This is a genomic window from Aquibium microcysteis (genome assembly GCF_014495845.1).
GTDB lineage: Bacteria > Pseudomonadota > Alphaproteobacteria > Rhizobiales > Rhizobiaceae > Aquibium > Aquibium microcysteis.
In genome coordinates this window covers 4874820-4899242 of sequence record NZ_CP061080.1, presented here as the reverse complement: position 1 = coordinate 4899242, position 24423 = coordinate 4874820, and the positions used below count along the sequence as shown (strand labels likewise).

Genomic DNA, 24423 nt, shown 5'->3' with positions numbered 1-24423 from the left:
CCTGCGGAACTCGGCAAGAACCCGCCCGCCGACCGGATGTTCCGACGAAGGCGCCAAATCGCATCGCAACAGGAGTGGCGGAGAGTTGCCTGAAGACCTGACCGAGTTGAACCTTCCGCCGGAGGAGACGGCGTTCTTCTTCGACTTCGATGGCACGCTCGCGGAGATCGTCGAGGATCCGGCCGCCGTCGCGATCGACGCCACGGTCCGCCACGCTCTCCACGCCTTGTTCGCCTTGTCCGGGGGCGCGGTCGCGATCGTTTCGGGCCGCGAGATCGACACGCTCGATGGTTTTCTGGCGCCCCTGCGTCTGCCGCTCGGCGGCGCCCATGGATCCGAGCGGCGCGATTCTTCCGGCCGGCTCCACAGGGTTGAAGCCGACGAACCGGCCATCGAGCGGCTGGCCGCGGAACTGGAGGACGTGGCGCGACGCCATGATGGTCTCCTCGTCGAACGCAAGCGCCTGTCGGTCGCCCTCCACTACCGCCGCCGGCCCGACCTGGAGAGCACATGCCGTGCCGCGGCCCGGGCAGCCGCCTCTCCGGGCGTGACGCTGCTCGAGGGGAAGATGGTCGTCGAACTGAAACTCAGCGGCCGCACCAAGGGCGATCTCATCGCGGACTTCATGGCGGAGGAGCCCTTCCGCGGTCGGCGGCCGATCTTCTTCGGCGACGACGTCACCGACGAGGATGGGTTCCGGGCCTTGCCGCAGTGGCAGGGAATCGGCGTGAAAGTCGGGCAAGGACAGACCGCGGCGGCACACCGGATCGCGGACCCCGCCGCCCTGCGCGCGTGGCTCCAGCGGTTCGCAGACCGGAACGGAACACGGCGGGTGGAGTTAGCGTCGTGAAGCGGACACAGGAAAAGAGGGGCGACATCGTGCGGGACGTGGAAGAATGAGCCGGTTGGTCGTGGTGTCCAATCGGGTCGCGGATCTGCGCAAGGCGACCCAGTCCGGCGGGCTTGCCGTGGCCATTGCCGACGCTTTGAAGGCCAGGGGCGGCGTGTGGTTCGGCTGGGACGGCAATACGCTTGAGGACGAGACGGAGAAGCTCGGGGTCGACCGGGTGGGCGACGTCGACGTGATCTCCTCGCCGCTGACGGTCGAGGACTACAGCCAGTACTACATCGGCTATGCCAACAGCGTGCTGTGGCCGCTCTTCCACTATCGCATCGATCTCGTGGACTACCGTCCGCAATATTTCGAGGGCTACATGCGGGTGAACGACAAGTTCGCCTCGCTGCTGAAGCCATTCCTCAAGCAACGGGACATGGTCTGGGTCCACGACTATCACCTCATCCCGTTCGCCGAACGGCTGCGGGCACTCGGCTGCCGCCAGAAGACAGGCTTCTTCCTCCACATCCCTTTTCCGCCGCCGGACATCCTCGCGGCCTCGCCGAACCACGCCTATCTGGTGGAGGCGCTGCTTTCCTACGACGTGGTCGGGTTCCAGACGTCCACCGACCTCAACAATTTCAACCGCTATGTCGAAGAGAACATGCCTGACTCGATGGGTCCCGACGGCGTGATCATGCATGGCGGCCGCACCGTGCGGGCGATACGCCTGCCGATCGGCATCGACGTGGCCCAGTTCACCGAACTGGCGGAGAAGACCTTCGAGGATATCAACATCGATCATATGCGGCGGGCGATCCTGGGCCAGCGGCAGATCGTCGGGGTGGACCGGCTCGACTATTCGAAGGGCATCCCCGAACGTTTCGAAGCCTTTTCGCGCATGCTCTACCTGCACCCGGAACTGGAGAAGTCGGTGACGTTCCTGCAGATCGCGCCGCCGACCCGCGAGGACGTGACCGCCTATTCGGAAATCCGCATGAAGCTGGAGGGCCTCGCCGGCTCCATCAACGGCAAGTTCGGCGACATCGACTGGGTCCCGATCCGCTACATCCATCGGCCCGTGCCGAGGCCGCGCCTTGCCGCGATGTTCCGGTCGAGCGAGGTCGGGCTGGTAACGCCGCTCCGGGACGGGATGAACCTCGTCGCCAAGGAGTACGTCGCCGCCCAGAATCCCGCCGACCCGGGCGTGCTGGTGCTGTCGCAGTTCGCCGGCGCGGCGGAGGAACTCGGCGATGCCCTGATCGTCAATCCGCACGACACCGAGGAGATGGGCGAGAAGATGGAACTGGCGCTGCGAATGCCGCTGGAGGAGCGACAGAACCGTCACGCCAGCCTGCTGAAACGCGTGAAAGAAAGCGACGTCGGCATCTGGATGTCGAGCTTCATCGACGAGCTCGAAGCCGCGGAGGCACAAGGCGGCGCGGCAAGCTGACACCCAGCGTTCGGCACGGACCCGCGGACGCGGCGCAGGGCCGCCTCGAACGCAATCGTGCGCCTTGACTTACCAATCCGGCGCGCAAGTCGGAAGATGGCCAAGAAATGGCGAAAGTTCGCGCCAGCCATGGAACAGGTGTCGCCTCCGCAGGTTTTTGGTGAGGTAGCAGTACCAGCCAATAACGGAGATCACGTACCATGCATTCCATCATTTATGTCATCGGTTTGATCGTCGTGGTCCTGGCCGTCCTTTCCCTTCTGGGTCTGGCGTAAGGAGAGCGATCGATGATTGACCATACCAGCAATACACCAAGCCCCGCAGCGGACGCAGACGCGGCGCGCGCGCGGCTCAGGCAGGAACAGGAAGCCGCGGGCCGCCAGTTCGAAAAGGGTCGCGATGCGCTCAAGGAGCAGGCAACCACCCTGGCCGAGGATGCCAAGGAGGAGGTTCGCGAAAGGAGCGAGGCCCTCAAGGGGCAGGCGGCAGACGGGCTGAAGACCTTTGCGGATGCGATCCGCAGCGCACGCGACGAACTGGACAAGAAGGACATGGGTCCGATCTCCGGCCTCGTCGGCCAGGCCGCCGAAGGTCTGGAGAGCCTGTCGCGCAGCATGCAGAACGCGTCGGCCGGCGAAATGCTCGACACGGTGCGTGACTTCGGTCGCCGCAACCCGGTAAGCTTCATCGCTGCCAGCGTCCTTGCCGGGATCGCCATCGGCCGGTTCGCCGGCGCGTCCGCCCAGCACCAGCACGACCGCACCGCGTCCACCACCCCACGCGCACCGCAGCCGCCGCGGCCTGCACCCTCCCCGCGTCCCTATTCCGCAGGGGACGCCGCCGGCGCGCCGACAAGCACTGGAGACTTCACATGAGCATGGATCAGGATCATCGACCGCTCGGCACGCTGGTGACGGACCTCGTCAACCAGATGGCCGAACTGGTGCGCACCGAGGCACGCCTCCTGCGGGCCGAGATGCAGGAAAAGATGAGCAAGGCCGGCACCGGCGCGATGGAAGTCGCAGCCGGGGTGGTGATGCTGCTGGCGGCGCTCCTGGTGCTTCTCCAGGCACTGGTGGTCGCCCTCGCCAATCTCGGGCTCGGGGCCGGCTGGGCCTCGCTGCTCGTCGGGCTGGTCGTGGCAGCCGTCGGCTACATGCTCGTCCGCCGCGGCACGACGAACATGTCGCCTTCGGAACTGGCACCGGAAAAATCCATGGCGCAGGTCCGCCGCGATATCGACGTTGCAAAGGAGCAGGTGCGATGACAACTTCGACCGAACATGAACGCCACGCGGAGGAGGTGCGCGCCCGCATGGCCGGAACCGCCGAGCAGATCCGGGACCGCATGTCGCCGGGCCAGCTGGTGGACGAGGTCTTCCACTACATGCGCGACTCGAACGGATCGGCCGCTGTGAACAATCTCGGCCGCCAGGTCCGCGACAATCCCCTCAGCCTCGCGCTGATCGGTGCCGGCGTCGCCTGGCTTTTCGCGGGGCCGCGGCCCGTGCGCCGCGAGTACTACCCCTATCCGGACGACGGCTTCGGGTACGACGGCGACAGCACCTTCTATCCCGAGCCCGGCATCGACGACGACGTCATCGGCAACTCCCCGCTTCGCGGCGCCGGCGCGCAGACCGGCGCCGGCGGTCTGGGCTATCTGGAGACGCACGACGACGGCAAGGACCCCGAAAGCTCATGGTCCGAGCGTGCCGGAAGCGCGGCCCACCGGGTTTCCGATGCGGGGAGCTCCGTCGCCGGAGCGGCTTCCCGGCTGGGCTCGAATGCCGCGGGCGCGGCCAGGCAGGCCGGCAGCCGCGCGGGCGCCTATGCCTCCGAGGCGGGCCACTATGCTGCCGATGCGGGGCGACAGGCCGCCCGGGCGGGACGCAGGGTGGGACGCAGTGCGGAACGCGCCGCCAATCAGGCGCGCGACGGCCTGATGGATGCGCTCGACCGGGAGCCGCTGATCGTCGGCGCCCTCGGCCTGGCGCTGGGTGCGGCCATCGGCGCCATGCTGCCGAAGACGCGGATCGAGGACGAGACCTTCGGCCAGACCCGCGACGACCTGAAGGACGAGGCGATGCGGGCGATGCGCCGCGGCTATGAGGGCGCCAAGGATGTGGCGGCCGAAGGCTATGCCGCGGCACGCAAGTCGGCGGACGAGGAGGGCCTCACGTCCTCCGACGGCACGCCTCTGGCCGAGAAGGTCGGGCACGTCGCATCCGCCGCCGGCAAGGCAGTGGGCGAGAAGGCTCGCGAGATGACCGGCGAGACCGGGAAGCCGGCTTCGTCCGGACCGGGTACGACCGGCGCTTCGGCTTCCGGAACGCCGTCGTCCCCCGCTTCCGGAACCGGGCCGTTCGGCACGTCCGACAAGCCCGCCGGCGTCTCGCCGGCTCCGGGCAGCGGCAAGACGGTCTGACGGAAGAGGCGACGATCGACACGACAAAGGGCGGGCTCCTCCGTGGAGCCCGCCCTTTTCTCGTCGACGGGTCGGGCGGACGCGATCCGGCAGTCGCCGGACCGGTCCCGCGTTACTCAATCCGCCATCGGCTTGCCCAGCGTGTCGGCGACCGTGGCGCCACGCTCGCCCATGGGCCGCTCCTCCCCGGTCGTCGTGTCGCGTGCGGTCTGGTGCTCCATCTCGGCATTCAGCTCGGCGCCGACGATCAGGATAACCGCCGAGAGCCAGATCCAGAGCATGAAGCCGATGACTGCGCCGAGCGAACCATAGGTGGCATTGTAGTCGGCGAAGTTCTGCAGATAGTAGGAGAAGCCGATCGACGCCATCAACCAGACCAGCGTCGCCATGATGCTCCCCCAGTTGATCCACCGCCATTTCGCAGGCTCGCGACTCGGCCCGAAGCGGTAGAGAAGCGAGATACCGATGATCATCATCCCCAGCACGAGGACCCACCGGCCCACGGCGATGACGATCTGGGAGAGGCCTCCGAGATTGAGGATGGCCAGAACGGCGGGCACGACACCGATCGCCGCGATCATCACGATCATGGCGACCATGAAGCCGAGGGTGAAGGCGAATGCAACGAGATTGAGCTTTACGAACGAGCGCTTCTCTTCCTCCTCATAGGCGATGTTCAGCGCCTCGAAGAGTGTCTTGACGCCGTTGTTGGCGCTCCAGAGCGAGACGGCGAGCGTAATTGCCAGCCCGATGCTGAGAGCGCTCGGATCCTGGCTGGTCAGACTCTCCAGCTGGCTGTAGATCAGATCGAGTCCCCCCGACGGCAGAACACCCTGAAGGAACTGGATCTGGCCGGCAATGGAAGTCGGATCCGCCACGAAGCCGTAGATCGACACGAAGGCGCCAAGAGCCGGGAAGATGGCCAGCATCAGGTAGAAGGCCGCGCCCGCAGCGACCAGCGTGACGCGGTCCTCGAGGACCTGCTGGTAGACGCGCCACAGAACGTCCTTCCACCCCCGTGCGGGTATCTCAGATGGCCAGTCCGCCTCGCGGCCTCGACCGGCTTCCGTTCGCTCGTCTGCAGGCATACCCGGATCTCCCTTCAACAATGGTGTCGGAAGGAAACCCTTCGTGCGAGGTGTTGTTCCTGTTGATGGAGTCTGCAGGCGTGGCGCGAAGGCCTAACGTCGCGCCGCGGGCGTCCCGTGCTTGCGAGGCGGTCGCTCATCCTGCCAGTCGTTTTCCCCGTTCGAACGCGGTTCGAGGTCAACCGACCTGATCCCACGCACGCCCAGGGATCCGCCGGGCGGAACGTCGGTGTCGGAGATGACCTTCGTCGCCTCGTCGTTACGTCGCTTTCCCGTCTTGCCGTCCGGTTCGTGAACCATCGTCCGATCTCCCTGTTCTTCGTTTGCGCGAAACACCCGCGTGGGGAACATGCGCGGCGGGCCGATTGTTCCTGAAGGACCGGAGAGACGCGGGCTGCAGGAGAAAACGTGATGGGTTCCTACTGGAAGAGCATGGCCGCGGAGGTGCTGCCGTCCTGGCTGAAGAGCCTTCGGGCTCGAAGGAAACAGACCCGCATGGAGGCACCTGCGGGACAAGGCCCCGACGTCGCGCCCCCGGCCGGCCGGGGCGACGGCGCGGCTGCGACCGGAGTGGACCCCGACCTTCGCCCTGGGGCTGGAACCCTCGAACACAAGGAACGTTGAGCAGCCGACGGCAACCGAGGGAGCACGCGCATGGAAACGGAAAACATCCTCTGGCTCCTGGTGGTAGCGGGCGGCCCGGTGCTGATCGCCATCCTGATCGGCTTCGCGCTCATGCGGAAGCGGCGCCTGAGCCGCACGGAACGCGCTGCTCAGGCGCGCGGCACGCGAGACGTCTTCGACGAGCGGCCGTAGCCGCTCGCCGCTTCGTCCGTGCACCGCGGGATGTCAGTCGATCGTGTGTTCCGCCTCGGCAACCGGATCGTCGGGCGCGATCCAGACACCATACATTTCCGCCAGCGCCCATGCACCCATCGCCAGCACGAGGCCGATGACGAGAACGAGCAGAATGGGAAATCCCTGCCTCCCCTGACGGGCGCGGGTTCCTGTGGTTTCGGTGTGGTGGTCCGGTTCGTGGGCCAATATCATCTCCGTGCAATGGTGCCGAGGGACCGGGAAGAAGCCCGGCCGTTCCTTCGTGGAACTCACGGCGCCGCATTCCGGTTCCGTGGCGGCCCCACCGGCGCGTAGAGGACGGCGACGGGCATACCGCCGCAATTCGTGAACGGTGCATCGACTGCGGCGGCTGTTCGCACGCGAGCGCGGCGTGTTAAACAGCCGGCGAACCGCTCACGAGATCCGCCATGACCCTCCCGGCGCGCCTGCGCACCCCAGAAGCGACGCAGTTGCTGCCCGGCGAGGTCGACCACCTGCTGATCGACGCGCTGGTCGCCTGGATGATCGACGGCGCGCGGCCGAGCGGTGACGCCAGCGCCATCATCGACGCCATCTGCCGGCGTGTCGTGGAAGCCGGCGTGCCGGTCGACCGGTTCGCGCTGTTCATGAACACCCTGCACCCCAACATCGCGGCACGTCGCTTCCGCTGGACGCAGTCCGGCGGGGTGGAAGTGAACGAGGTCCAGCTCGACATCTTCTCGCAGCAGGAATACTGGCAGAATCCGCTCCCGCGCGTCACGACGGAGGGCGTCTCGATCCGTCGGCGGCTGACCGATCCGCAGGCGCTCAGCGAATTCCTGATCCTCGCCGAACTGCGCGCCGAAGGGTTCACCGACTATCTCGCACAACCCCTGATCTTCACGACGGGAGAAACGCACGCCTCGACCTGGTCGACGAAGCACCCGCTGGGCTTCTCGCTCGAACAGATCGACGCGCTCGACGTCCTGCGTCGACCGCTTGCACGGCTTGCCGAAGCCTACCTGCTGCGGCTGAACGCAGCCTCCATCCTGTCGACCTACATCGGACGCGGCGGCGGAGAGCAGATCCTGCAGGGTCGGGTGCATCGCGGCGACGGAGAGGAAATCGATGCCGCCATCCTCTTCACGGACCTGAAGGATTTCACGCAGCTGTCGAACACGCTGTCAGGGCCGCAGATGGTGGCGATCCTCAACGACGCGTTCGACATCATGGTCCCGCCGGTAGAGGCGAACGGCGGCGAGATCCTGAAGTTTCTCGGCGACGGTTTCTTCGCGATCTTTCCGTATGGCGGAGATCGCACGATGGCGGATGCCGTCAAGGCGGCAAGCCGAACCATCATGGAGGGCGAGGCGCGGCTGGCCGAAACGGAACTCGGCAGGACGGTCTCGTTCCGTTCGGCGCTGCATGCGGGCCGGTTCCACTATGGCAACATCGGCGGTGCGAACCGTCTCGACTTCACCGCGATCGGTCGTCCGATCAACTACGCCGCCCGGCTGCTGACCTGCGCCTCGGACCTTTCGCTGCACAGGGTGGCGTCGGCCGAAGTGGCCCAGCACCTGTGCTGCGCCCCGCGCGTGGCCACCGAGGTGCCGTTCAAGGGCTTCGAGGGGCTGCAGAAGATCTACGTCTACTGATGCGCCGCGAGACGATCGTCGGTGCCGTCATCGCCGGCGGACTGTCGCGGCGGATGGGCGGCGGCGACAAGCCGTTGCAGTTGCTCGGCGGTCGAAGCATCCTCGACCATGTGCTGGACCGGTTCGCGCCGCAGTGCGACGCCGTGGTGATCAACGCCAACGGCGACGCCCGGCGACTGGAAAGTTACCGCCTGCCGGTCGTGGCAGATCCGGTGGCGGGCTTCGCGGGTCCGCTGGCCGGGCTTCTCGCCGCGCTCGAGTGGGCGTCCGCCAACCGGCCCGACGCGGTTCTGGTGGCTACCGTGCCCGGGGACTGCCCTTTCCTGCCGCGCGACCTCGTCGAGCGACTCTCTGCCGCTCGCCGGTCCGCAGGCGCCGAGATGGCGCTGGCATCGTCGGACGGACGGCCCCATCCCGTGGCCGGGCTGTGGTCCCCGGCCCTGCGCACCGACCTCAGGCAGGCACTGGAAGAGGAGAACCTGCGCAAGGTCGCCGCGTGGACGGAGAGGCATTCCATCGCGCGAGCGGACTGGCCGGTCGAGCCGATCGATCCCTTCTTCAACGTCAATACCCCCGGAGACCTCGCGCAGGCGGAGAGCCTGCTGCGTCTCATGCCTGACTGAGCGCCGGCGCGCACGATCGGATCGTCGCGCTGTTGCGGAGCAACGGAGCAAGCAGGCATAGAGAACCTCTCGCGGGGCTGCCTTTCACCCCGCCGACCGGCACCAGCCGCAAGGAGTATCCCGATGATCCCCTCGTTCAGATCGCACGGCCGCCTGGTCGTCGTCCTGCTGACCGCCCTGGTATTCTCGGCCAGTCTCGGCGCGGCTTCGGCCCTGGAGACGGTGCGCGTCGGCGTGCTGAAGTTCGGCACCGTGAACTGGGAACTCGATGCGATGAAGGAGGCGGGGCTCGACCGTTCGGCCGGCGTCGACGTGGAGATCGTGCCTTTCGCCGGGGAGGACGCGAGCAACGTGGCGCTTCAGGCCGGGGACGTCGACGTGATCGTCTCCGACTGGCTGTGGGTGTCGCGGCTGCGCACCGACGGCGCCGACTACACCTTCGTGCCCTACTCCTCGTCGGTCGGCGCGATCATGGTGCCGCAGGACTCGGCTCTGCGTTCGCTCGGCGACCTGAAGGGCCGCAAGCTCGGAGTGGCAGGCGGGCCACTCGACAAGAGCTGGCTGCTGATCCAGGGACTGGCCAGGCGCGATCACGGGGTCGACCTGGCGGCGGAGAACGACATCGTCTACGGCGCGCCGCCGCTGCTTTCCGAAAAGGCCAGGCAGGGCGAGCTCGATGCCGTGCTGAACTACTGGCACTACAATGCAAGGCTGGAGGCGAAGGGCTTTCGATCGCTGGTGGGTGCGGATGAAGCTGCGCGCGCACTCGGCGCATCCGGTCCGGTCTCGGCGCTCGGCTGGGTGTTCCCGGAGCGGTGGGCAGATGCCCATCCGCAGGCGGCCCGGGGCTTCGTGGAAGCTTCGCGTGCCACCAAGGCGTTGCTCGCCTCTTCGGATGCCGCATGGGAGCGTCTCGCGCCGCTGGTTCGTGCGGAAGGGGCGGAACTTCTGGCCCTGCGCGACCGATACCGGGACGGGATACCCCGGCGGCCGGCCGCGGAGGAGGAGGCCGATGCCCGGCTGCTCCATGGCGTGCTGGCCGAGCTCGGCGGAGAGAAACTGGTCGGCCGGTCGGCCGCGATGGCGCCGGGCACCTACTGGCCGCGCCTCGTCGGCGGTTTCTGACCGCCGGTGCGCCGCCGATCTCCCATCTTCTGGACCGCCTCATCGCTGGTGGGGCTTCTGGCACTCTGGTGGCTTCTGGCGCTGCCGGCCGATCCGCGCGTCTTTCCAGCTCCGCCCGCAGTACTGGAAGCCTTGCTGCGGGAAGCGATGTCGGGCGATCTCGCCCGCCACCTCGGCATCACGCTCGCCCGCGTGGCGGCAGCCTTCGTGCTCGCACTCTCCATCGGCAGCGGCATCGGCATCGCGCTCGGCACGAACAGGGGTCTCGACCGGCTGTTCGATCCCTGGGTGGTGCTGTTCCTCAACCTGCCGGCGCTCGTCGTCATCGTCCTGGCCTATGTCTGGTTCGGGCTGAACGAGGCAGCGGCGATCGGCGCGGTGGCCGTGAACAAGATTCCGAACGTCATCGTGACCCTGAGAGAAGGGGCGCGTGCGTTCGACCGCACCTATTCGGAACTCGCCACAGTCTACCGCTTCTCGTTTTCCAGCCGGATCCGAAACGTGGTGCTGCCCCAGCTGCAGCCTTACCTCGCAGCCGCCAGCCGGTCGGGGATCGCGCTGATCTGGAAGATCGTGCTGGTGGTGGAACTGCTCGGGCGGTCGAACGGAGTCGGATTCCAGATCCACTTGCATTTCCAGTTGTTCGACGTGGCCACCATCCTCGCCTACGCGCTCGCCTTCGTGGCGGTGATGCTCATGGTGGAGGTCCTTCTGCTGCGGCCGTACGACCGGCATGCGACACGCTGGCGGCGATCGGATGCTTGAGATCGAGATTGCGTCGAAAACCTACCGGACAAGCGGCGGACAGCCCTTGCTGGCCATCCAGGACCTGCAGTTCGCAATCGCCGACGGCGAGTTCGCCTGCCTCGTCGGCCCGTCCGGCTGCGGCAAGACGACATGCCTGCGCATCCTGCTCGGACTGGAGCACGACTACGACGGACGCGTCGAACGCGTCGGCGGGGATGCGCGCATCGGCGTCGCATTCCAGGAGCCCCGTCTGCTGCCGTGGCGGACGGTCACGGAGAACGTCCGTATCGCCCAGCCCGCGGAACTGCGCGAACGGCCGCTGGACGAGCTCTTCAGCCGGATGGGCCTTGCCGGATTCGAGCACTTCTACCCCGGCGAACTCTCGCTCGGACTCGCGCGGCGGGCGGCGCTGGCGCGCGCCTTCGCCGTCCAGCCCGGCCTGCTTCTGCTCGACGAGCCGTTCGTATCCCTGGACGAAGCGACGGCGTCCGACCTGCGCAAGCTGCTCATCGACGTCTGGCAGTCACGGCCAACGACGGCCCTGATGGTCACGCACAATTTGCGCGAGGCGGTGCAGCTCGCCGACAGGATCATCGTGATGTCGGCCCGGCCCGGTCGGGTTCTCGGTGAATATCCAGTCACGACAGAACGTGCGAAACGCTCGCCCGACCTGGTCGCAGCCATGAGCGCCGACCTCGCGTCGCGTTTTTCGGTTCTCGCCTGACGCCCCACGCCCCTCGTTCGGACATGCGAAAGGCCCCCGGCTGGACGCCGGGAGCCTTTCCACCGAAAGCCGGAGGGCGGATCCGCAAACGCCCCCGGCCTTCGATCACTTCACCCGTTGCTACTCCGCGCCGGTGCCACCGTCTGGAACCTGCGTCGCCGTATTGCCGGCGGTGGCGTCCTCGCCCGCGGCCCCGTCGGGACCGGACGTCAGCGTGGAGCCGGAGCCGGTCTCGGTGAGTCCGACCGTATCCGGTCCGCCCACCAGCTTGCTGCCGCTCTTGGCGGCGTAGTCCTCCCGGCTGATCCGTCCGGTGCCGCCGGTGTCGTAGAGGCCGAACAGAGCGAGGTGGAACTCCGTGAACTGCATCCCCTCGAGGCCGGTGCCCTCGATCGCATCCGTCTCGCTCATCACGCGCACGAAATCGTCCGCAGAGACGGTCGCGTTCCCGCCGAGGCTCTGAAAGGGCGCGGGGTCGGCGAACCAGGTACTGGACCCCGTCGCGTATTCCTCCTCATCGAGCGAACCGTTCTGGTCCGTGTCCCAGGAGACGAAGATGCCCCGGTAGAGTTCGTCGTCGCTCAGCCTCTGGTCCGCATCCGCATCCCAACTGCGGAAGACCGCGCGGCTTACCTGCTCGAATTCGTCCTGCGACACCTCCCCGCTCCCATCGGCATCGATATCGGCGAAGGCCCACTCGGCGGCCGCCACTGCGGGGCCGGCTCCCAGCGCGAGGACCAGCGCGAGGGCGACCGATCTCTTCGTGTGACTCATCCTGTCTTCCTTTCAGAGGTTCTCGATGTAGTGGAACCCGCAGTGCAAAGCGTTGTTCCAGAGAGATGACCAAGCCTCACGCCTCACGCCTCTTCTCCCGTCTCTCCGGCCTGCACCAGTTGGCGGCCCGCGAATGGCCGATCCTCCTTGGCCTCATGGTGCCGGCCGCCGCTGTCTGGGTCCTGCTCGAACTGGCGGACGAAGTGCGGGAAGGGAGTACGGACGCGCTCGACGAGGCGCTGCTTCTTCTGTTGCGCAATCCCGCGGATCACGCCGATCCTCTGGGGCCGCCGTGGCTGCAGGAGATGATGCGCGACTTCACCGCGCTCGGCGGCGTCGGTGTTCTGTCCCTGATCGCGCTCGGCGCCTGCGGCTATCTTCTTCTCGTGCGGAAACGACGCGCGGCGCTGGCGGTGCTGGTGGCGGTCGCGGGCGGCGTCCTGATCAGCCAGATGATCAAGGCAGGCATCGACCGGCCCCGGCCGGACCTCGTTCCGCACGGCTCCTACGTCTCGACCGCGAGCTTCCCGAGCGGCCACTCCATGATGGCGGCCACGGTGTATCTGACGCTGGCGGCGATGCTGGCCCGCGTCCAGCCGCGCTGGCGCAGCCGCTCCTACCTGATCGGGTGCGCGATCTTCATCGTCGTGCTCGTCGGGATCAGCCGGGTCTATCTCGGCGTCCACTGGCCGACGGACGTGCTCGCGGGCTGGAGCGTGGGGGCCGGATGGGCGATCGGTTGCTGGGTAGTCACCCTTTGGTTGCAGCGGCGCGGAACGGTCGAGGGCGAGGACGAGATGCCCGCTGCAACCGACGCGCCGCCGCGATGACGATCGGCGCTACTGCGCCGGCAACGGAGCCGGCGCGGGCGTCGCGGCATCGTCGGCGCCGGGTACGGTCCGGTTCGCAGGCATCTGCTCGTCGGTGACGGCGCCATCCGTCGTATCGGAGCCTTCACCCTCGTCCACCGGTGAATAGCCCGGAATCTCGCCACCGGTCGTCGCCTGCGGCGTCGGATCGGTATCGACCTGCTCCGGGGGTCCCACGCCTTCGATCAGACGATCCTCGGTGCGGTTCGGCAGCAAGGTGGATTCGGGAGCATCGGTCGGCGCGTCTTCCCCGCATGCCGCGAGCGGCAACAGGAGGGCGAGCGCGATCATGGCGCCTGGAATACGGTGCTTCGGTTTCATGCCTGGATCCTCGCGTATCAGCTCACCCGCTTTCGGGTTGCCCGCCCAACGGGGCCGCAGAGGACATGGTTCCCGCCTCGGGCGCGTGGATATGGGGCGCGTGGATATGGGAGGAACAAACGCAGTGCCGAGCCGTTTCCCGGCACCAACCACCCCCAACCGCGGAGACGACGAGATGGCCGAACAAGGCGACGCGAAACATGTCTGGGACATGATGGAGAACATTGGACTGTGCATGCTGGCCACTGCGGACGGACAGGACATACGTTCCCGTCCGATGGCGGCCTATGTCGACCATGACGAGCGGATGGTCTACTTCCTGACCGACGCGGCGAGCCACAAGGACGACGAGATCGCCCGCGATCCCGCCGTCTGCCTCGCCTTCGCGGATCCCAAAGCCAACAGCTACGTGTCCGTGAGCGGGCATGCGGAGATCAGCAACGACCGCGGCAAGATCAAGGAGCTTTTCTCGACACCCGCCAAGGCGTGGTGGGACGACGCCGAAGATCCGGCCATACGGGTGCTGAAGGTCCGGCCGAAAGACGCCCAGTACTGGGACGGACCCGGCCGGGCCGTCAGCTTCGCCAAGATGCTGGTTGCCGCAGCGAGCGATTCGAGGCCCGACATGGGCGACAACGCGAAGGTGCGGATGTAGACCGCATCGACGGGCGGCTGCGACGAAGCGGCCGCCCGTGGACCTCACCCGTTCAGGCAGTGGCGCGCCGGCGATCCCGGAAGTTCACCCTGCATTGCGTGCCACTTGCGCCGCCAATCGGGAGAAGGACGCGCCGCTCGACCCGTTGGCCTCCCGCAGGAAGCGGATGGGAAAGAGCACGGCGGCCACGTTCGCCGGCGACACCAGATCCGATCGGCCCGGATCCGACCCGGCGACCGCCTCCGCCCTTCCAAGCGCTGCATCGATCTCTGCCTCAGACAGGAGGTGCTTGTCCTTCAGCGCCTCGGCTATCGCCGAGACCGCGAGAAGCAGACCCTCAAGCTGGAGATTGGCTGTGTTCATGCGAAGTCCTCCGTTGCGTTGGGCGTCCCGTTTCGCTCTGCGCGTCGACGATGCGCAGGTGCGGCAGCGCCTCCGGGTGGTTCTCCTGCAGCCAGGCGACGATGGCCTCGCGGACGATGCAGCGCAGGGTGAAGGCGTCACCGGCATTCCGGGCACTGGCGAGCACGCGCAGTTCCATCACCTGCTCGCGGAAATCGGTGACCTGCACGGCGACCGTGTTTCCATCCCATAGCCTTGACCCGCGGACGATCCGCTCGACCTCCCTGCGGATCGCCTCCACCGGAGCGCGATAATCGAGGTAGATCATCACCACGCCCAGGAGGTTCGCCTCCTCCCGCGTCCAGTTCTGGAAGGGTTTCTCGATGAAGTAGGACAGGGGCACGATCAGCCGCCGCAGGTCCCAGATCCGCACCACCACGTAGGTGGAGGTGATCTCCTCGACATTGCCCCACTCTCCCTCGACGATCACCGCATCGTCGATCCGGATCGGCTGCGTGATCGCAAGCTGGATGCCGGCGAAGAGGTTCTTGAGCACCGGCTGCAGGGCGAGGCCGACGACGATGCCTGCCGCGCCGGCCGAGGCGAGCAGGCTGACGCCGTACTGGCGGATGCCTTCGAAGGTCATCATGACGGCACCGAGCGCGACGACGATGATCGCCGTGTCCGCCACCCTGAGCAGAATGCGCATCTGCGTGACGTGCTTGCGGGCGAGCAGATTGTCGTCGGTGTCGATCCTGAAGCGCTTGAGATGGGCGCGCAGCCAGAGATCCAGCACAACCCGGGCCGTCCAGGAGACGAGCAGGATGAAGCCGATCAGAAGCACGTGGCGGACGATGTCGACGCTGCGCTCTGTCAGCGGCGACAGCGTGGCGGCCAATGCGAGTGCGCCCATGAGAAGGGCGAGGCCGACAGGCCCCCGGACCCGCTGCAGCGCGGTGCGAACGAACAGGGATTGCGGGTCGAGGAAACGCAGGCCCCGACGCACGATGAGGACCCTGAAGGCCCAGGACAGGAGAAACGCGACGCCGAAAAGGATGAGGACGACTGCCCAGTCGGGCAGTGCTCCGATGTCGTGCGTTCCTCGGTCCAGTATGTCCACGCCCGCTCCTGTCGCCGCCCACGGGAAGACAAGCGGCATCCGCACTGCTCCCGCTGCCAGCGGTCAGTCGTCACTCCAACGTGGCGAGGCCATCGAGGTTCCTCCGCAGGTGGAACCTTTGCGGCGCTGGAGGGTTTGCCGGCAGATGCCCAATCGGCTGAAGGCGCCCTCCCAGCGATCCCGGAGATCAAGGCAAGCATGAAGTCCGCGCCAGAGAGCTCCGCCTGGTCCAGTTCCTCCGGCCACAGCTGTCATATGCCCGAATGGCTGGCGGACACGCGCGTCTGGGGCATTTCACTGCAGCTCTACGAGTTGCGGTCGCGCCGCAACTGGGGGATCGGCGACTTCGCAGATCTCGCTACGTTCTGCGACATCGCTGCGGAGGCCGGGGCCGATTTCGTCGGGCTCAACCCGCTGCACGCGCTGTTCCTTGCCGAACCACACCGTTGCAGCCCGTTTTCTCCTTCGAACCGGCGATTTCTCAACCCGCTGTACATCGCTGTGGACGCGGTCGCCGGTTACCAGCCGTCAGGCCCGGTGGCGGCCAAGGCACGCGCGCTCTCGGCGCTTCCCACCGTCGACTACACGCAGGTGGCGGCGCTCAAGATCACTGCCCTGCGCCAGATCTGGTCGCGCGACGGCTGGCGAGACGACGGCGGCGCGTCCGCGGCATTCGATCGCTACTGTGCCCGTCGCGGCGAAGCGCTGCGGATGCACGCCCTGTTCGAGGCCATTTCCGAGGAAATGGTCTCGCAGGGCTTCGGCTGCGGCTGGCGCGGTTGGCCCGAGGCCTTCGCCGATCCGCGCTCCGCCGCCGTCGCCGCCTTCGCCAGGGACAACGCCGACGAGGTTCGCTTCCAGTGCTGGCTGCAGTGGCTGTGCGAGGCACAGTTGGAGAAGGCCGCGGCCATCGCTCGCAGCGCCGGCATGCGGATCGGCCTCTACCTCGACTTCGCAGTCGGCGAGGCACCGGACGGATCTGCCACGTGGACGGACCGCGACGCCTATGTGGTGGGCCAGTCGGTCGGCGCGCCGCCGGACTACTTCAGTGCCCATGGCCAGGACTGGGGCCTGACGCCTCTGTCGCCGAAGACCCTCGCCAGCACCGGATGCGCGGCTTTCGCAGAGCCGGTGGAGCTTGCCATGCAGTTCTGCGGTGCGCTGCGGATCGATCATGTGATGGCTCTCGAGCGGCTGTTCTTCGTTCCCGAAGGTCACGCGCCCGCCGACGGCGCCTATGTCGACTATCCGACGGGAGAATTGATGGACGTGCTCGCACGGCTGTCCCGCGAGCACGGCTCGCTGGTGATCGGCGAAGATTTGGGTGTCGTGCCGGAGGGTTTCCGCGACCGAATGGCCTCCCGGGGCATCCTGTCGTACCGCATCGCCTATTTCGAGAAGGAAGACTTCCGCTTCAAGCCCGCCCAGGCCTATCCGGAACTCGCGATCGCCTGCCTGTCGACACACGATCTCGCGCCTTTGCGGGCCTGGTGGCGCGGCGACGACATTCGCCTGCGCCATGGCATCGGCGCCATCGATACCGAGATGGCAGCCGTCCAGACGGAGGAGCGGGCGGCGGAACGGATGGCGCTGGTCGAGGCGCTCGAGCTGTCCGATGCACTGGCGCCGGAGGAGGCAAGACGGTACGCCGCAGCAGCGGAAGAGCCCGGCGACCATCTCCCGGCCGGCTTTGCAGCCGCCATGCACCGCTTCATCGCGCTCACGCCTTGCAAGCTGGCGGCAACGCGACTGGCGGATCTTTCCGGCGACGACCGACCGACGAACCTGCCCGGTACCGTCGACGCCTATCCCAACTGGCGGTTCAAATGTCCGGTCCCGCTCGAGGACCTTCCGCAGGACGAGCGGTTCGGCCGGATCACCGGCGCGCTCGCCGCCATTCGCCCAAGACCCTGACGGCCAGCGGCCGAGAAACGGCATCGACCCCAATGACGCTGCCCCGCGCGACCTATCGCCTGCAGTTCCGCAACGGCATGACCTTCGACGGGGCGGCCGCGCTGGCGCCCTACCTCGCCCGTCTCGGCATCAGCCATCTCTATGCCTCGCCGATCTTCACGGCAGCGCCGGGCTCCACCCACGGCTACGACGTCGCCGACCACGGCGCCTTCGATCCGGTCCTCGGCGGAAGAGAGGGTTTCGACCGCATGGTGAAGGCGCTTCGCGCGCAGGACATCGGCCTCATCCTCGACATCGTGCCGAACCACATGGCTGCGGACCTCGCCAATCCCTGGTGGCTGAGCGTGGTGGAATGGGGCCGGCAGTCGCCATGGTCGGGCCATTTCGACGTCGACTGGAGCGAGCGGCTGACGCTGCCGATGCTGGGCAGGCCCTATGCCGAAGCACTGGAGGCCGGAGAGGTACGGCTGGGCATCGACGTGACGAACGGGTGGATCGGGCTCGCACTCGGCACTCTGGTGATTCCGCTGCATCCGGCGAGCTACGAGAGCGTTCTGGCGCAGTTCCCTGCGGCAGCAGCGCGGAGGATCGTGGAGGAGGCAGGTCGGGCGACACCCGACGGTGGCACGGCCTTCCATGAGCGGATGCAGCTTCTCCTGTCGGACGCTGACGAATTCGCGGGCCAGATGGCGACGGCCTCCCGCGATCCCGGCTTCGTGGACTGGGTCCACGGCCAACAGCCCTACCAGCTGACGTACTGGAAGGACGCGCGGCGACATCTCAGCTACCGGCGCTTCTTCGAGATCACCGGACTGGTCGGCGTTCGCGTCGAAGACGATGCGGTGTTCGACGACGTCCACCGGCTTGTGCTGGACCTGGTGCAAAAGGGGCTGGTGGACGGACTGCGGATCGACCATGTCGACGGGCTCGCCGACCCGGCCGGCTATCTGAAGCGGCTGCGGGCCGCCATCGGGCCGGATGTGTACTTCGTGGTCGAGAAGATCCTCGAGGGGGACGAGACGCTGCCGCCGGACTGGCCGGTGGACGGAACGACCGGTTACGAGTTCATCGACAGTCTCGTCGACCTCTTCGTCGACGAGACTGGGACCACGGCGCTCGATGACGCGCACGCACGCACGCTCGGCGAAAGGCCCGACGCCGAGGCAATGATCCAGGCAGCGCGGCAGCGGACGCTCACCCACAATTTCGCAGGCGAGCTCGCGACGCTCGCCCGCCTTGCCAGCAAGACGATCGCACAGGCCGGAGAGCGTATCGCGGAGGAGGTGTTCGGCGAAGCGATTGCGGCGGTCATCGTCGCCATCCGCGTCTATCGCACCTACGGCACGCGAGACGGCATGGCTCCCCAGGATCGGGACATCGTGCATCGGGCCGCCCGGGAAGCGATCGACAGACTCGGTGCCGGCCGGCGACGGCCGGTGGAACTGGTGGAGCGGCTGCTGGTCGGCGACGTGACGCCCGGAACGGAAGAGACGGCCCGGATCTTCCGCGAGAAACTGCAGCAACTGTCGGGACCGGTGATGGCGAAGGCGGTCGAGGATACCGTGTTCTATCGCTACAACAGGCTGATCGCCGTCAACGAGGTCGGCTGCGATCCCGTTCGGCGGTCCGGCAGCATCGCGCGGTTCCACGCGCGGCTCGGCCGCGCAGCCGAGCGCGGCGACCAGTCGCTGCTGGGGACCGCGACCCACGATACCAAGCGCGGCGAGGACGCCCGTGCGCGGCTCTACGCCCTGTCGGAAGCACCCGCGGCGTGGGGAGAGGCGGTGGACCGCTGGCGCGGCCTGCACCGTGACGCCGTCGTCGTGCTTCCTGACGGCCCTGCGCCGGAGCCGGCGACGGAATGGCTGGTCTATCAGGCGCTGGCCGGCGTCTGGCCGGGTGACGGGCTGACGCCGTCGGCGGAAGCACTCGGCTCCCTCCAGACTCGTTTCCTTCCCTATCTGGAGAAATCCCTGCGCGAGGCCAAGACCCGCACCTCCTGGACGGACGAGCAGACCGATTACGAGGCGGCGGTCGCGGCCTATGCGCAACGGCTGCTCGATCCCGCCAATCGCAGCTTCCACGACGACTTCACCACCACCCTCCACCCCTTTGCCGCCGCCGGGCGCATCAACAGCCTGAGCCAGACGCTGGTCAAGCTGACGGCGCCCGGGGTGCCGGACGTCTACCAGGGCAGCGAATGCGGCGACTTCAGCCTCGTCGACCCGGACAACCGTCAGCCTGTCGATTTCTCGACCCTCGCCGACAGGCTTGATCAGCGGGATGCGGATGGAGCTGCCGCCGGGGCGCAGCCCAGCGCTTTCGAACGGGAGAAACAGGACCTGATCGCGGCCGTTCTCCGGTGGCGCGGCCAGCGGCCGGATCTCTTCTCGAGCGGCCGCTACATCCCGCTGGCGATCGAGGGCGCGCGCGCGCGCCACGCGGTGGCCTTCGCGCGGCAGGCCGGCGAGAGCATCGCAGTCACCGTGGCGTCTCGACTGGTGCTCGGCGGCATCGATCCCAGCACGGGTCGGGTGCCTTCGTCATGGTGGGGCGATACCCGGGTCTCCCCCGCCCCCGGCATCTCCGGCGTGCACCTGCACGACATTCTCTCGGGAGGGAACCACTCCGCAGATGGCCTGACGCTCCGCGCGCTCCTGGCGCACCGACCGGTCGCGCTCCTGGCGCGCTGATCTCTCACGGCCGGCCCCGACGCCCGGAGCGGCACGAAGGGAACCCGCGACGTCCGCCGCCGTTCGACTTCAGAACCACAGGAGATGCACATGGCCGACGAACGCAAGGAACGCAAACCCGCAGACCTTTCCGAGGTAGACCTGGCGCAGGACCGGATGGGGCGGAACAGCCTGCAGGGCGACGATCAGGGCAATGTGCGCAACCAGCGGCATGCCATGCCCGAAGGCAAGCGAGACCCCGACGTCAGCGTGAAAGAGAGCTTCCGGAAGATGGACAAGGAGGTTCGCGCCGAGAGCGAGATGAACAAGGGCGCGACCCGCGGCAAGGACTGATGCCGCAGGAACAATCTGTCATTTGAGGTGTTGAGCCCATGGACCGGCGCTGGAAAGCGGTGCCGGCAATCACGGTTTCTTGCTGCCCGGGAGGTGGCGAAACTGCCGGGTAGCGACGAGGGAGAAGACGATGGCCAGGCACGAGACTTCATCGGGACGAGGGTTCGGCTACTGGTACACCGTCGTCCTGGGTGTGGTCCTCGCTCTGCTCGGCCTCGTGCTCGCAGCGGGCGGAACGTGGCTCGCGACGCTCGGCGGCTCCTGGTACTACCTCTTCGCCGGCATCGGGCTCATCGTGTCCGGCCTGCTTCTCGCGCGCCAGTCGCTGGCGGGGGTATCGGCCTATCTCGTGACCTGGGTCGCTACGCTGATCTGGGCATTCTGGGAGGTCGGGGTCGACTGGTGGGCGCAGGTGCCCCGCATCGTGGCGCCGACCGTGCTTCTCATCCTCGTGCTCCTCTGCCTGCCGGTCCTGTTCAAGCGGGACCGGCGGCTGCACCGCCATCACGCGGGGGTGCGCGGCGCAGCCGCAGCGATGCTCGTGGGCCTCGCCGCCGCCGCCGCGTGGCCATTGAGCGGCCCAGCTCCGGCCGCCGCGCAGGACGACACCGGCCCGCTGCCACCGCCCGATCAGGCCCAGGAGGGAACGCCCTCGCCGATCGCTCCCGCCGATCCCCAGGAACAGGCACCGATCACTTCGGGTACGCTTCCTGCCGTGCCGGCCGCTCCCGCCACGAACGAAACCGAGGGGCAGGCCGGGCCGGCGCCGGGCGACACGGCGGGCCCGACGGATGCTGTGGAGGGCGAAGCAGAGGATTCCGTCGGCGGTGCCGGCGAGGGAGAGGCGACCGCGGCGGCGCGCGACCCCATGACGATGCTGGAAACGGGCGAGAACTGGCCTGCCTACGGGGGCACGCACGAAGCCCAGCGCTATTCGCCGCTCGACCAGATCACGAAGGAGAACGTCTCGCAGCTGGAGCAGGTGTGGGAATATCATACGGGCGCCCTGCCCCGGGAGGGTGACGGCAGTGAAGGCGCCTACGCAGCGGAAACGACACCGCTCGTCATCGACGGCACCATGTATCTCTGCTCGGCCATGAACGACCTGATCGCGCTCGATGCCGATACCGGCCGCGAAATCTGGCGCTTCGACGCGGGAGTATCGACGGATGCAATCCCCTATAGCGCGAGTTGCCGCGGTGTCGCCTATTACGCCATCCCCGGCGAAAGGCCCGAACAGGCCTGTGCGACGCGCGTGATCGAGGGAACCCTGGATGCTCGCCTCGTGGCGGTGGATGCACAGACCGGCCTGCCCTGCCAGGATTTCGGCGAACAGGGACAGGTGAACCTCCTCGAAGGGATCGGCGATTCGGTGCCGGGCTTCTTCTCGGTCACCTCGCCACCGACCATCGTTCGCGGGGTCGTCGTCATCGGCCACCAGGTTCTCGACAACCAGCACCGCGATGCCCCTTCAGGCGTCGTGAGGGGCTACGATGCCGTGACGGGGGAACTGCGCTGGGCGTGGGACCTCGCCAATCCGAACCTCGACGGCCTGCCGCCGGAAGGAGAGACCTATACGCGCGGCACACCCAACATGTGGACGATCGCCAGCGGCGACGACGAGCTGGGCCTCGTCTACCTGCCGCTCGGCAACTCGGCGGTGGACTACTACGGCGCGGACCGCCGTGATCTCTCGAACGAATATGCCACGTCCCTGGTGGCGCTGGACGTGACCACCGGCAAACCGGCGTGGCATTTCCAGACCGTGCGCTACGATGTCTGGGACTACGATCTCGGCTCGCAGGGCACGCTCGTCGATCTGCCGGCGGGTGACCGCACCGTGCCCGCGATCGTGCTGCCGTCGAAGCAGGGCGACATGTACGTGCTGAACCGGGAGACCGGCGAAACGCTCTTCCCGGTGGAGGAGCGGCCGGTGCCCGCCGGAGGCGTCGAACCCGAGAATCTCTCTCCCACACAGCCGTTTTCGGCCTACCACACCCTGGCGAAGCGCGACCTGACCGAGCGCGACATGTGGGGCATGTCGCCGCTCGACCAGCTGTGGTGCCGCATCCAGTTCCGCCGGGCGAACTATGACGGCATCTACACGCCCCCCTCCGTGGATCGCCCCTGGATCCAGTACCCCGGCTACAATGGCGGCTCCGACTGGGGCGGCATCGCAGTCGATCCGGTGCGCGGGATGATCATCGCCAACTACAACGACATGCCGAACTACAACCAGCTCGTTCCACGCGAGCGGATCGAGGAACTCGGCGTCCGTCCGATCTCGGCGGCCGAGGAGACCGATCCGGACGCGCCGGACAGCCTGTCGCCGCAGGGCGGCGTGCCCTACGGCATCGACGTCAATGCCGGCTGGCGCGTGCCCTTCACCGGCATGATGTGCAAGCAGCCGCCCTATGGCGGAATCCGGGCGATCGACCTCGCCACCGGCGAGACGATCTGGGATCGACCCTTCGGTACCGCCCGCTCGAATGGTCCTTTCGGCATTCCGTCGCGCCTGCCCTTCGTGATCGGCACGCCGAACAACGCCGGGGGCGTCATCACGGCCGGAGGCCTGATGTTCATCGCCGCGACCACGGACAACCTGTTCAAGGCGATCGACGTGGAAACCGGAGAGACGCTGTGGGACACGGTTCTTCCCGCGGGCGGGCAGGCCACGCCGATCACCTATGCCGTCGATGGTGTCCAGTACGTCGCCATCATGGCGGGCGGGCACCATTTCATGGAGACGCCCATCGGCGACTCGGTGATGGCCTGGTCGCTGCCGGCCGGCAACAGACAGCCGTGACGGCACGAGGTGAAACCGCGAAGAAAAAGAACCGGCCTGCGTGAAGGCCGGTTCGACGTATGCCGGGGTGTCCGTGTTTCGTGCTTCAGCGCGCGACGAACTTGTTGAACCGGCTGGTCTTCCCTCCCTTCACCTCGTCCTGGCAAAGGAAGGCGAGATCATTCTCCTCGAATATCCGGAAGAACTCGTCCCACTCGATCTGCTCGAGGCCATCTTCCGGCTCGCCGAAATCGATGCGCAGGATGCCACCCTTCCCCTTCGTTTCGACCATCGCCGGGTGACCGTCGCGTGCTTCCGCCCATTCGCGGATTTCGTCGTGACTGGTGGTCGTCCTTGCTTCGCTCATGGCAGGTGCTCCATCTGGTTGCGGCTCCAGAACCACGCACGCCGCGACCTGTTCCATCCGGCGGTCCGGAGTTCGACAGAACCGGTCAGGCGCGACGACTTCCCCATCACCCGGCGAACGAATCACGTCCGGCTTCGTTAGCACCCGGACCAAGGAGGTCGAACATGCAGATCATCGACATCAGGATCACGCCGGCCGCCGGGGCGGAGGACGTGTCTCTCGTCCGCTTCATTGGCGAAGGCGGCGACGAGGTGGCGGTCACCATCGCCCATCATCACGATGGCGGCGCGACGATCGAGCAGGAACTCGTCGCGAAAGCCAAGGTCATGCTGCTGCACGCGGCCGCCGCACGGTTGAAGGACGCGACGGAGGTGGAGCCGCAGATCCTCCCTGCGGCGGAGGTCACCGGGGAAAGCGGGGAGATCGAGGGTCTCCAGTCGCTCGAGGAAGAGCAGGACAACCCTTTTCAGTACCCCGATGAAGCGCTTCCCGATGACGAGGCCGAACGTGCGATCGACGAAGGGATGGATCGCACGCGTGGCCGCTTCGGGGACTAGTCAGGCCGCCGGTTCCGGACTGGAAACATCGCGCCGGTCCCGAAGCTTCTCCTGGAGCCGGATGGCCAGATCCAGAAGCTTTTCCGGGACAGGCTCCCCTTCGATCTCTTCCAGGAGTGCCCGCAACTCCTCCGGCAGTCCGGAAGCATCCGGGTTCTGGTCCGCTGGCTTCATTTCACCCGATCCCGTCATAGGGGCACGAT

Annotated in this window: 26 protein-coding genes; 18 read left to right on the top strand and 8 right to left on the bottom strand. The window is 67.2% G+C overall.

Annotated elements, in window-relative coordinates; all coding sequences use genetic code 11:
• Nucleotides 1-85 precede the first annotated feature (85 nt).
• The 5 genes from otsB (at nucleotide 86) to IAI54_RS23100 (ending at nucleotide 4712) form a co-directional block, all read left to right on the top strand.
• Complete coding sequence (gene otsB / locus IAI54_RS23120) at nucleotides 86-850, top strand: trehalose-phosphatase (RefSeq protein ID WP_187969412.1); 765 nt, start codon at nucleotides 86-88, stop codon at nucleotides 848-850.
• A gap of 46 nt (nucleotides 851-896) precedes the next feature.
• On the top strand, nucleotides 897-2288 hold the full coding sequence (locus IAI54_RS23115; protein ID WP_187969411.1) for an alpha,alpha-trehalose-phosphate synthase (UDP-forming): 1392 nt from the start codon (nucleotides 897-899) through the stop codon (nucleotides 2286-2288).
• Between the two features lie 287 nt (nucleotides 2289-2575).
• The gene (locus IAI54_RS23110; protein WP_187969410.1) at nucleotides 2576-3163 is read left to right on the top strand and encodes a hypothetical protein; all 588 of its coding nucleotides are present in this window, start codon (nucleotides 2576-2578) and stop codon (nucleotides 3161-3163) included.
• The gene (locus IAI54_RS23105; RefSeq protein ID WP_187969409.1) at nucleotides 3160-3555 is read left to right on the top strand and encodes a phage holin family protein; all 396 of its coding nucleotides are present in this window, start codon (nucleotides 3160-3162) and stop codon (nucleotides 3553-3555) included. Before IAI54_RS23110 ends, IAI54_RS23105 begins: the two co-directional genes overlap by 4 nt.
• The gene (locus tag IAI54_RS23100) at nucleotides 3552-4712 is read left to right on the top strand and encodes a DUF3618 domain-containing protein (RefSeq protein ID WP_187969408.1); all 1161 of its coding nucleotides are present in this window, start codon (nucleotides 3552-3554) and stop codon (nucleotides 4710-4712) included. Before IAI54_RS23105 ends, IAI54_RS23100 begins: the two co-directional genes overlap by 4 nt.
• Nucleotides 4713-4828: 116 nt before the next feature.
• Here the strand turns inward: IAI54_RS23100 and IAI54_RS23095 are convergent, their stop codons facing one another.
• Entirely contained in the window at nucleotides 4829-5800 is a 972-nt protein-coding gene (locus tag IAI54_RS23095; RefSeq protein ID WP_187969407.1) for a YihY/virulence factor BrkB family protein, read from the bottom strand.
• 654 nt (nucleotides 5801-6454) lie between these two features.
• Here IAI54_RS23095 and IAI54_RS23090 point away from each other — a divergent pair.
• On the top strand, nucleotides 6455-6616 hold the full coding sequence (locus IAI54_RS23090) for a hypothetical protein (protein ID WP_187969406.1): 162 nt from the start codon (nucleotides 6455-6457) through the stop codon (nucleotides 6614-6616).
• Nucleotides 6617-6649: 33 nt separating this feature from the next.
• On the opposite strand, the gene IAI54_RS23085 is transcribed toward IAI54_RS23090, so the two are convergent.
• On the bottom strand, nucleotides 6650-6844 hold the full coding sequence (locus tag IAI54_RS23085; protein WP_235679154.1) for a hypothetical protein: 195 nt from the start codon (nucleotides 6842-6844) through the stop codon (nucleotides 6650-6652).
• A 221-nt stretch (nucleotides 6845-7065) separates the two neighbouring features.
• On the opposite strand from IAI54_RS23085, the gene IAI54_RS23080 reads away from it, so the two are divergent.
• The 5 genes from IAI54_RS23080 to IAI54_RS23060 all read left to right on the top strand — a co-directional run bounded on the left by IAI54_RS23080 (nucleotide 7066) and on the right by IAI54_RS23060 (nucleotide 11490).
• On the top strand, nucleotides 7066-8271 hold the full coding sequence (locus IAI54_RS23080; protein WP_187969405.1) for an adenylate/guanylate cyclase domain-containing protein: 1206 nt from the start codon (nucleotides 7066-7068) through the stop codon (nucleotides 8269-8271).
• The gene (mobA, locus tag IAI54_RS23075; RefSeq protein ID WP_187969404.1) at nucleotides 8271-8894 is read left to right on the top strand and encodes a molybdenum cofactor guanylyltransferase MobA; all 624 of its coding nucleotides are present in this window, start codon (nucleotides 8271-8273) and stop codon (nucleotides 8892-8894) included. Before IAI54_RS23080 ends, mobA begins: the two co-directional genes overlap by 1 nt.
• Before the next feature lie 123 nt (nucleotides 8895-9017).
• Nucleotides 9018-10019 carry an ABC transporter substrate-binding protein gene (locus IAI54_RS23070; RefSeq protein ID WP_187969403.1) on the top strand — a complete coding sequence of 334 codons (1002 nt, stop codon included), beginning with the start codon at nucleotides 9018-9020 and terminating at the stop codon, nucleotides 10017-10019.
• Between the two features lie 48 nt (nucleotides 10020-10067).
• Nucleotides 10068-10784, top strand: coding sequence for an ABC transporter permease (locus tag IAI54_RS23065; RefSeq protein ID WP_420838247.1), 717 nt, complete (start codon nucleotides 10068-10070; stop codon nucleotides 10782-10784).
• A 46-nt stretch (nucleotides 10785-10830) separates the two neighbouring features.
• A complete protein-coding gene (locus tag IAI54_RS23060; RefSeq protein WP_235679153.1) occupies nucleotides 10831-11490 on the top strand; it encodes an ABC transporter ATP-binding protein in 660 nt (219 codons plus the stop codon).
• 120 nt (nucleotides 11491-11610) lie between these two features.
• On the opposite strand, the gene IAI54_RS23055 is transcribed toward IAI54_RS23060, so the two are convergent.
• Nucleotides 11611-12264 carry an EF-hand domain-containing protein gene (locus tag IAI54_RS23055; protein ID WP_187969400.1) on the bottom strand — a complete coding sequence of 218 codons (654 nt, stop codon included), beginning with the start codon at nucleotides 12262-12264 and terminating at the stop codon, nucleotides 11611-11613.
• Nucleotides 12265-12329: 65 nt separating this feature from the next.
• Between IAI54_RS23055 and IAI54_RS23050 the strand changes: the two genes are divergently transcribed.
• The gene (locus tag IAI54_RS23050; RefSeq protein WP_187969399.1) at nucleotides 12330-13094 is read left to right on the top strand and encodes a phosphatase PAP2 family protein; all 765 of its coding nucleotides are present in this window, start codon (nucleotides 12330-12332) and stop codon (nucleotides 13092-13094) included.
• 9 nt (nucleotides 13095-13103) lie between these two features.
• Here the strand turns inward: IAI54_RS23050 and IAI54_RS23045 are convergent, their stop codons facing one another.
• Nucleotides 13104-13454 (bottom strand): hypothetical protein, encoded by a 351-nt coding sequence (locus IAI54_RS23045; RefSeq protein ID WP_187969398.1) that lies wholly within the window; start codon nucleotides 13452-13454, stop codon nucleotides 13104-13106.
• Nucleotides 13455-13629: 175 nt separating this feature from the next.
• On the opposite strand from IAI54_RS23045, the gene IAI54_RS23040 reads away from it, so the two are divergent.
• Nucleotides 13630-14109: a pyridoxamine 5'-phosphate oxidase family protein gene (locus IAI54_RS23040; protein ID WP_187969397.1), complete on the top strand. Its 480-nt coding sequence runs from the start codon at nucleotides 13630-13632 to the stop codon at nucleotides 14107-14109.
• 84 nt (nucleotides 14110-14193) lie between these two features.
• On the opposite strand, the gene IAI54_RS23035 is transcribed toward IAI54_RS23040, so the two are convergent.
• Nucleotides 14194-14472: a hypothetical protein gene (locus tag IAI54_RS23035; RefSeq protein ID WP_187969396.1), complete on the bottom strand. Its 279-nt coding sequence runs from the start codon at nucleotides 14470-14472 to the stop codon at nucleotides 14194-14196.
• On the bottom strand, nucleotides 14447-15349 hold the full coding sequence (locus IAI54_RS23030) for a mechanosensitive ion channel family protein (protein WP_235679152.1): 903 nt from the start codon (nucleotides 15347-15349) through the stop codon (nucleotides 14447-14449). Before IAI54_RS23030 ends, IAI54_RS23035 begins: the two co-directional genes overlap by 26 nt.
• Between IAI54_RS23030 and malQ the strand changes: the two genes are divergently transcribed.
• The 4 genes from malQ (at nucleotide 15296) to IAI54_RS23010 (ending at nucleotide 23317) form a co-directional block, all read left to right on the top strand.
• Nucleotides 15296-17485, top strand: coding sequence for a 4-alpha-glucanotransferase (gene malQ / locus IAI54_RS23025; protein ID WP_235679151.1), 2190 nt, complete (start codon nucleotides 15296-15298; stop codon nucleotides 17483-17485). The genes IAI54_RS23030 and malQ overlap by 54 nt on opposite strands.
• 32 nt (nucleotides 17486-17517) lie before the next feature.
• Nucleotides 17518-20178: a malto-oligosyltrehalose synthase gene (gene treY / locus IAI54_RS23020; protein ID WP_187969393.1), complete on the top strand. Its 2661-nt coding sequence runs from the start codon at nucleotides 17518-17520 to the stop codon at nucleotides 20176-20178.
• A gap of 90 nt (nucleotides 20179-20268) precedes the next feature.
• Nucleotides 20269-20511: a hypothetical protein gene (locus IAI54_RS23015; protein ID WP_187969392.1), complete on the top strand. Its 243-nt coding sequence runs from the start codon at nucleotides 20269-20271 to the stop codon at nucleotides 20509-20511.
• Nucleotides 20512-20641: 130 nt separating this feature from the next.
• On the top strand, nucleotides 20642-23317 hold the full coding sequence (locus tag IAI54_RS23010; protein ID WP_187969391.1) for a membrane-bound PQQ-dependent dehydrogenase, glucose/quinate/shikimate family: 2676 nt from the start codon (nucleotides 20642-20644) through the stop codon (nucleotides 23315-23317).
• Nucleotides 23318-23402: 85 nt separating this feature from the next.
• Here the strand turns inward: IAI54_RS23010 and IAI54_RS23005 are convergent, their stop codons facing one another.
• The gene (locus tag IAI54_RS23005) at nucleotides 23403-23663 is read right to left on the bottom strand and encodes a hypothetical protein (RefSeq protein WP_187973318.1); all 261 of its coding nucleotides are present in this window, start codon (nucleotides 23661-23663) and stop codon (nucleotides 23403-23405) included.
• Nucleotides 23664-23827: 164 nt separating this feature from the next.
• Between IAI54_RS23005 and IAI54_RS23000 the strand changes: the two genes are divergently transcribed.
• On the top strand, nucleotides 23828-24220 hold the full coding sequence (locus tag IAI54_RS23000; protein WP_187969390.1) for a hypothetical protein: 393 nt from the start codon (nucleotides 23828-23830) through the stop codon (nucleotides 24218-24220).
• Here IAI54_RS23000 and IAI54_RS22995 read toward each other — a convergent pair whose 3' ends face one another.
• Nucleotides 24221-24412 carry a hypothetical protein gene (locus IAI54_RS22995; RefSeq protein ID WP_187973405.1) on the bottom strand — a complete coding sequence of 64 codons (192 nt, stop codon included), beginning with the start codon at nucleotides 24410-24412 and terminating at the stop codon, nucleotides 24221-24223.
• Nucleotides 24413-24423 lie beyond the last annotated feature (11 nt).

Coding starts and splice junctions, on each gene's coding strand:
- IAI54_RS23115 (WP_187969411.1), top strand. CDS start 897: ATGAGCCGGTTGGTCGTGGTGTCCAATCGGGTCGCGGATCTGCGCAAG.
- IAI54_RS23110 (WP_187969410.1), top strand. CDS start 2,576: ATGATTGACCATACCAGCAATACACCAAGCCCCGCAGCGGACGCAGAC.
- IAI54_RS23105 (WP_187969409.1), top strand. CDS start 3,160: ATGAGCATGGATCAGGATCATCGACCGCTCGGCACGCTGGTGACGGAC.
- IAI54_RS23100 (WP_187969408.1), top strand. CDS start 3,552: ATGACAACTTCGACCGAACATGAACGCCACGCGGAGGAGGTGCGCGCC.
- IAI54_RS23095 (WP_187969407.1), bottom strand. CDS start 5,800: ATGCCTGCAGACGAGCGAACGGAAGCCGGTCGAGGCCGCGAGGCGGAC.
- IAI54_RS23090 (WP_187969406.1), top strand. CDS start 6,455: ATGGAAACGGAAAACATCCTCTGGCTCCTGGTGGTAGCGGGCGGCCCG.
- IAI54_RS23080 (WP_187969405.1), top strand. CDS start 7,066: ATGACCCTCCCGGCGCGCCTGCGCACCCCAGAAGCGACGCAGTTGCTG.
- mobA (WP_187969404.1), top strand. CDS start 8,271: ATGCGCCGCGAGACGATCGTCGGTGCCGTCATCGCCGGCGGACTGTCG.
- IAI54_RS23070 (WP_187969403.1), top strand. CDS start 9,018: ATGATCCCCTCGTTCAGATCGCACGGCCGCCTGGTCGTCGTCCTGCTG.
- IAI54_RS23055 (WP_187969400.1), bottom strand. CDS start 12,264: ATGAGTCACACGAAGAGATCGGTCGCCCTCGCGCTGGTCCTCGCGCTG.
- IAI54_RS23050 (WP_187969399.1), top strand. CDS start 12,330: ATGACCAAGCCTCACGCCTCACGCCTCTTCTCCCGTCTCTCCGGCCTG.
- IAI54_RS23045 (WP_187969398.1), bottom strand. CDS start 13,454: ATGAAACCGAAGCACCGTATTCCAGGCGCCATGATCGCGCTCGCCCTC.
- IAI54_RS23040 (WP_187969397.1), top strand. CDS start 13,630: ATGGCCGAACAAGGCGACGCGAAACATGTCTGGGACATGATGGAGAAC.
- IAI54_RS23035 (WP_187969396.1), bottom strand. CDS start 14,472: ATGAACACAGCCAATCTCCAGCTTGAGGGTCTGCTTCTCGCGGTCTCG.
- treY (WP_187969393.1), top strand. CDS start 17,518: ATGACGCTGCCCCGCGCGACCTATCGCCTGCAGTTCCGCAACGGCATG.
- IAI54_RS23015 (WP_187969392.1), top strand. CDS start 20,269: ATGGCCGACGAACGCAAGGAACGCAAACCCGCAGACCTTTCCGAGGTA.
- IAI54_RS23010 (WP_187969391.1), top strand. CDS start 20,642: ATGGCCAGGCACGAGACTTCATCGGGACGAGGGTTCGGCTACTGGTAC.
- IAI54_RS23005 (WP_187973318.1), bottom strand. CDS start 23,663: ATGAGCGAAGCAAGGACGACCACCAGTCACGACGAAATCCGCGAATGG.
- IAI54_RS23000 (WP_187969390.1), top strand. CDS start 23,828: ATGCAGATCATCGACATCAGGATCACGCCGGCCGCCGGGGCGGAGGAC.
- IAI54_RS22995 (WP_187973405.1), bottom strand. CDS start 24,412: ATGACGGGATCGGGTGAAATGAAGCCAGCGGACCAGAACCCGGATGCT.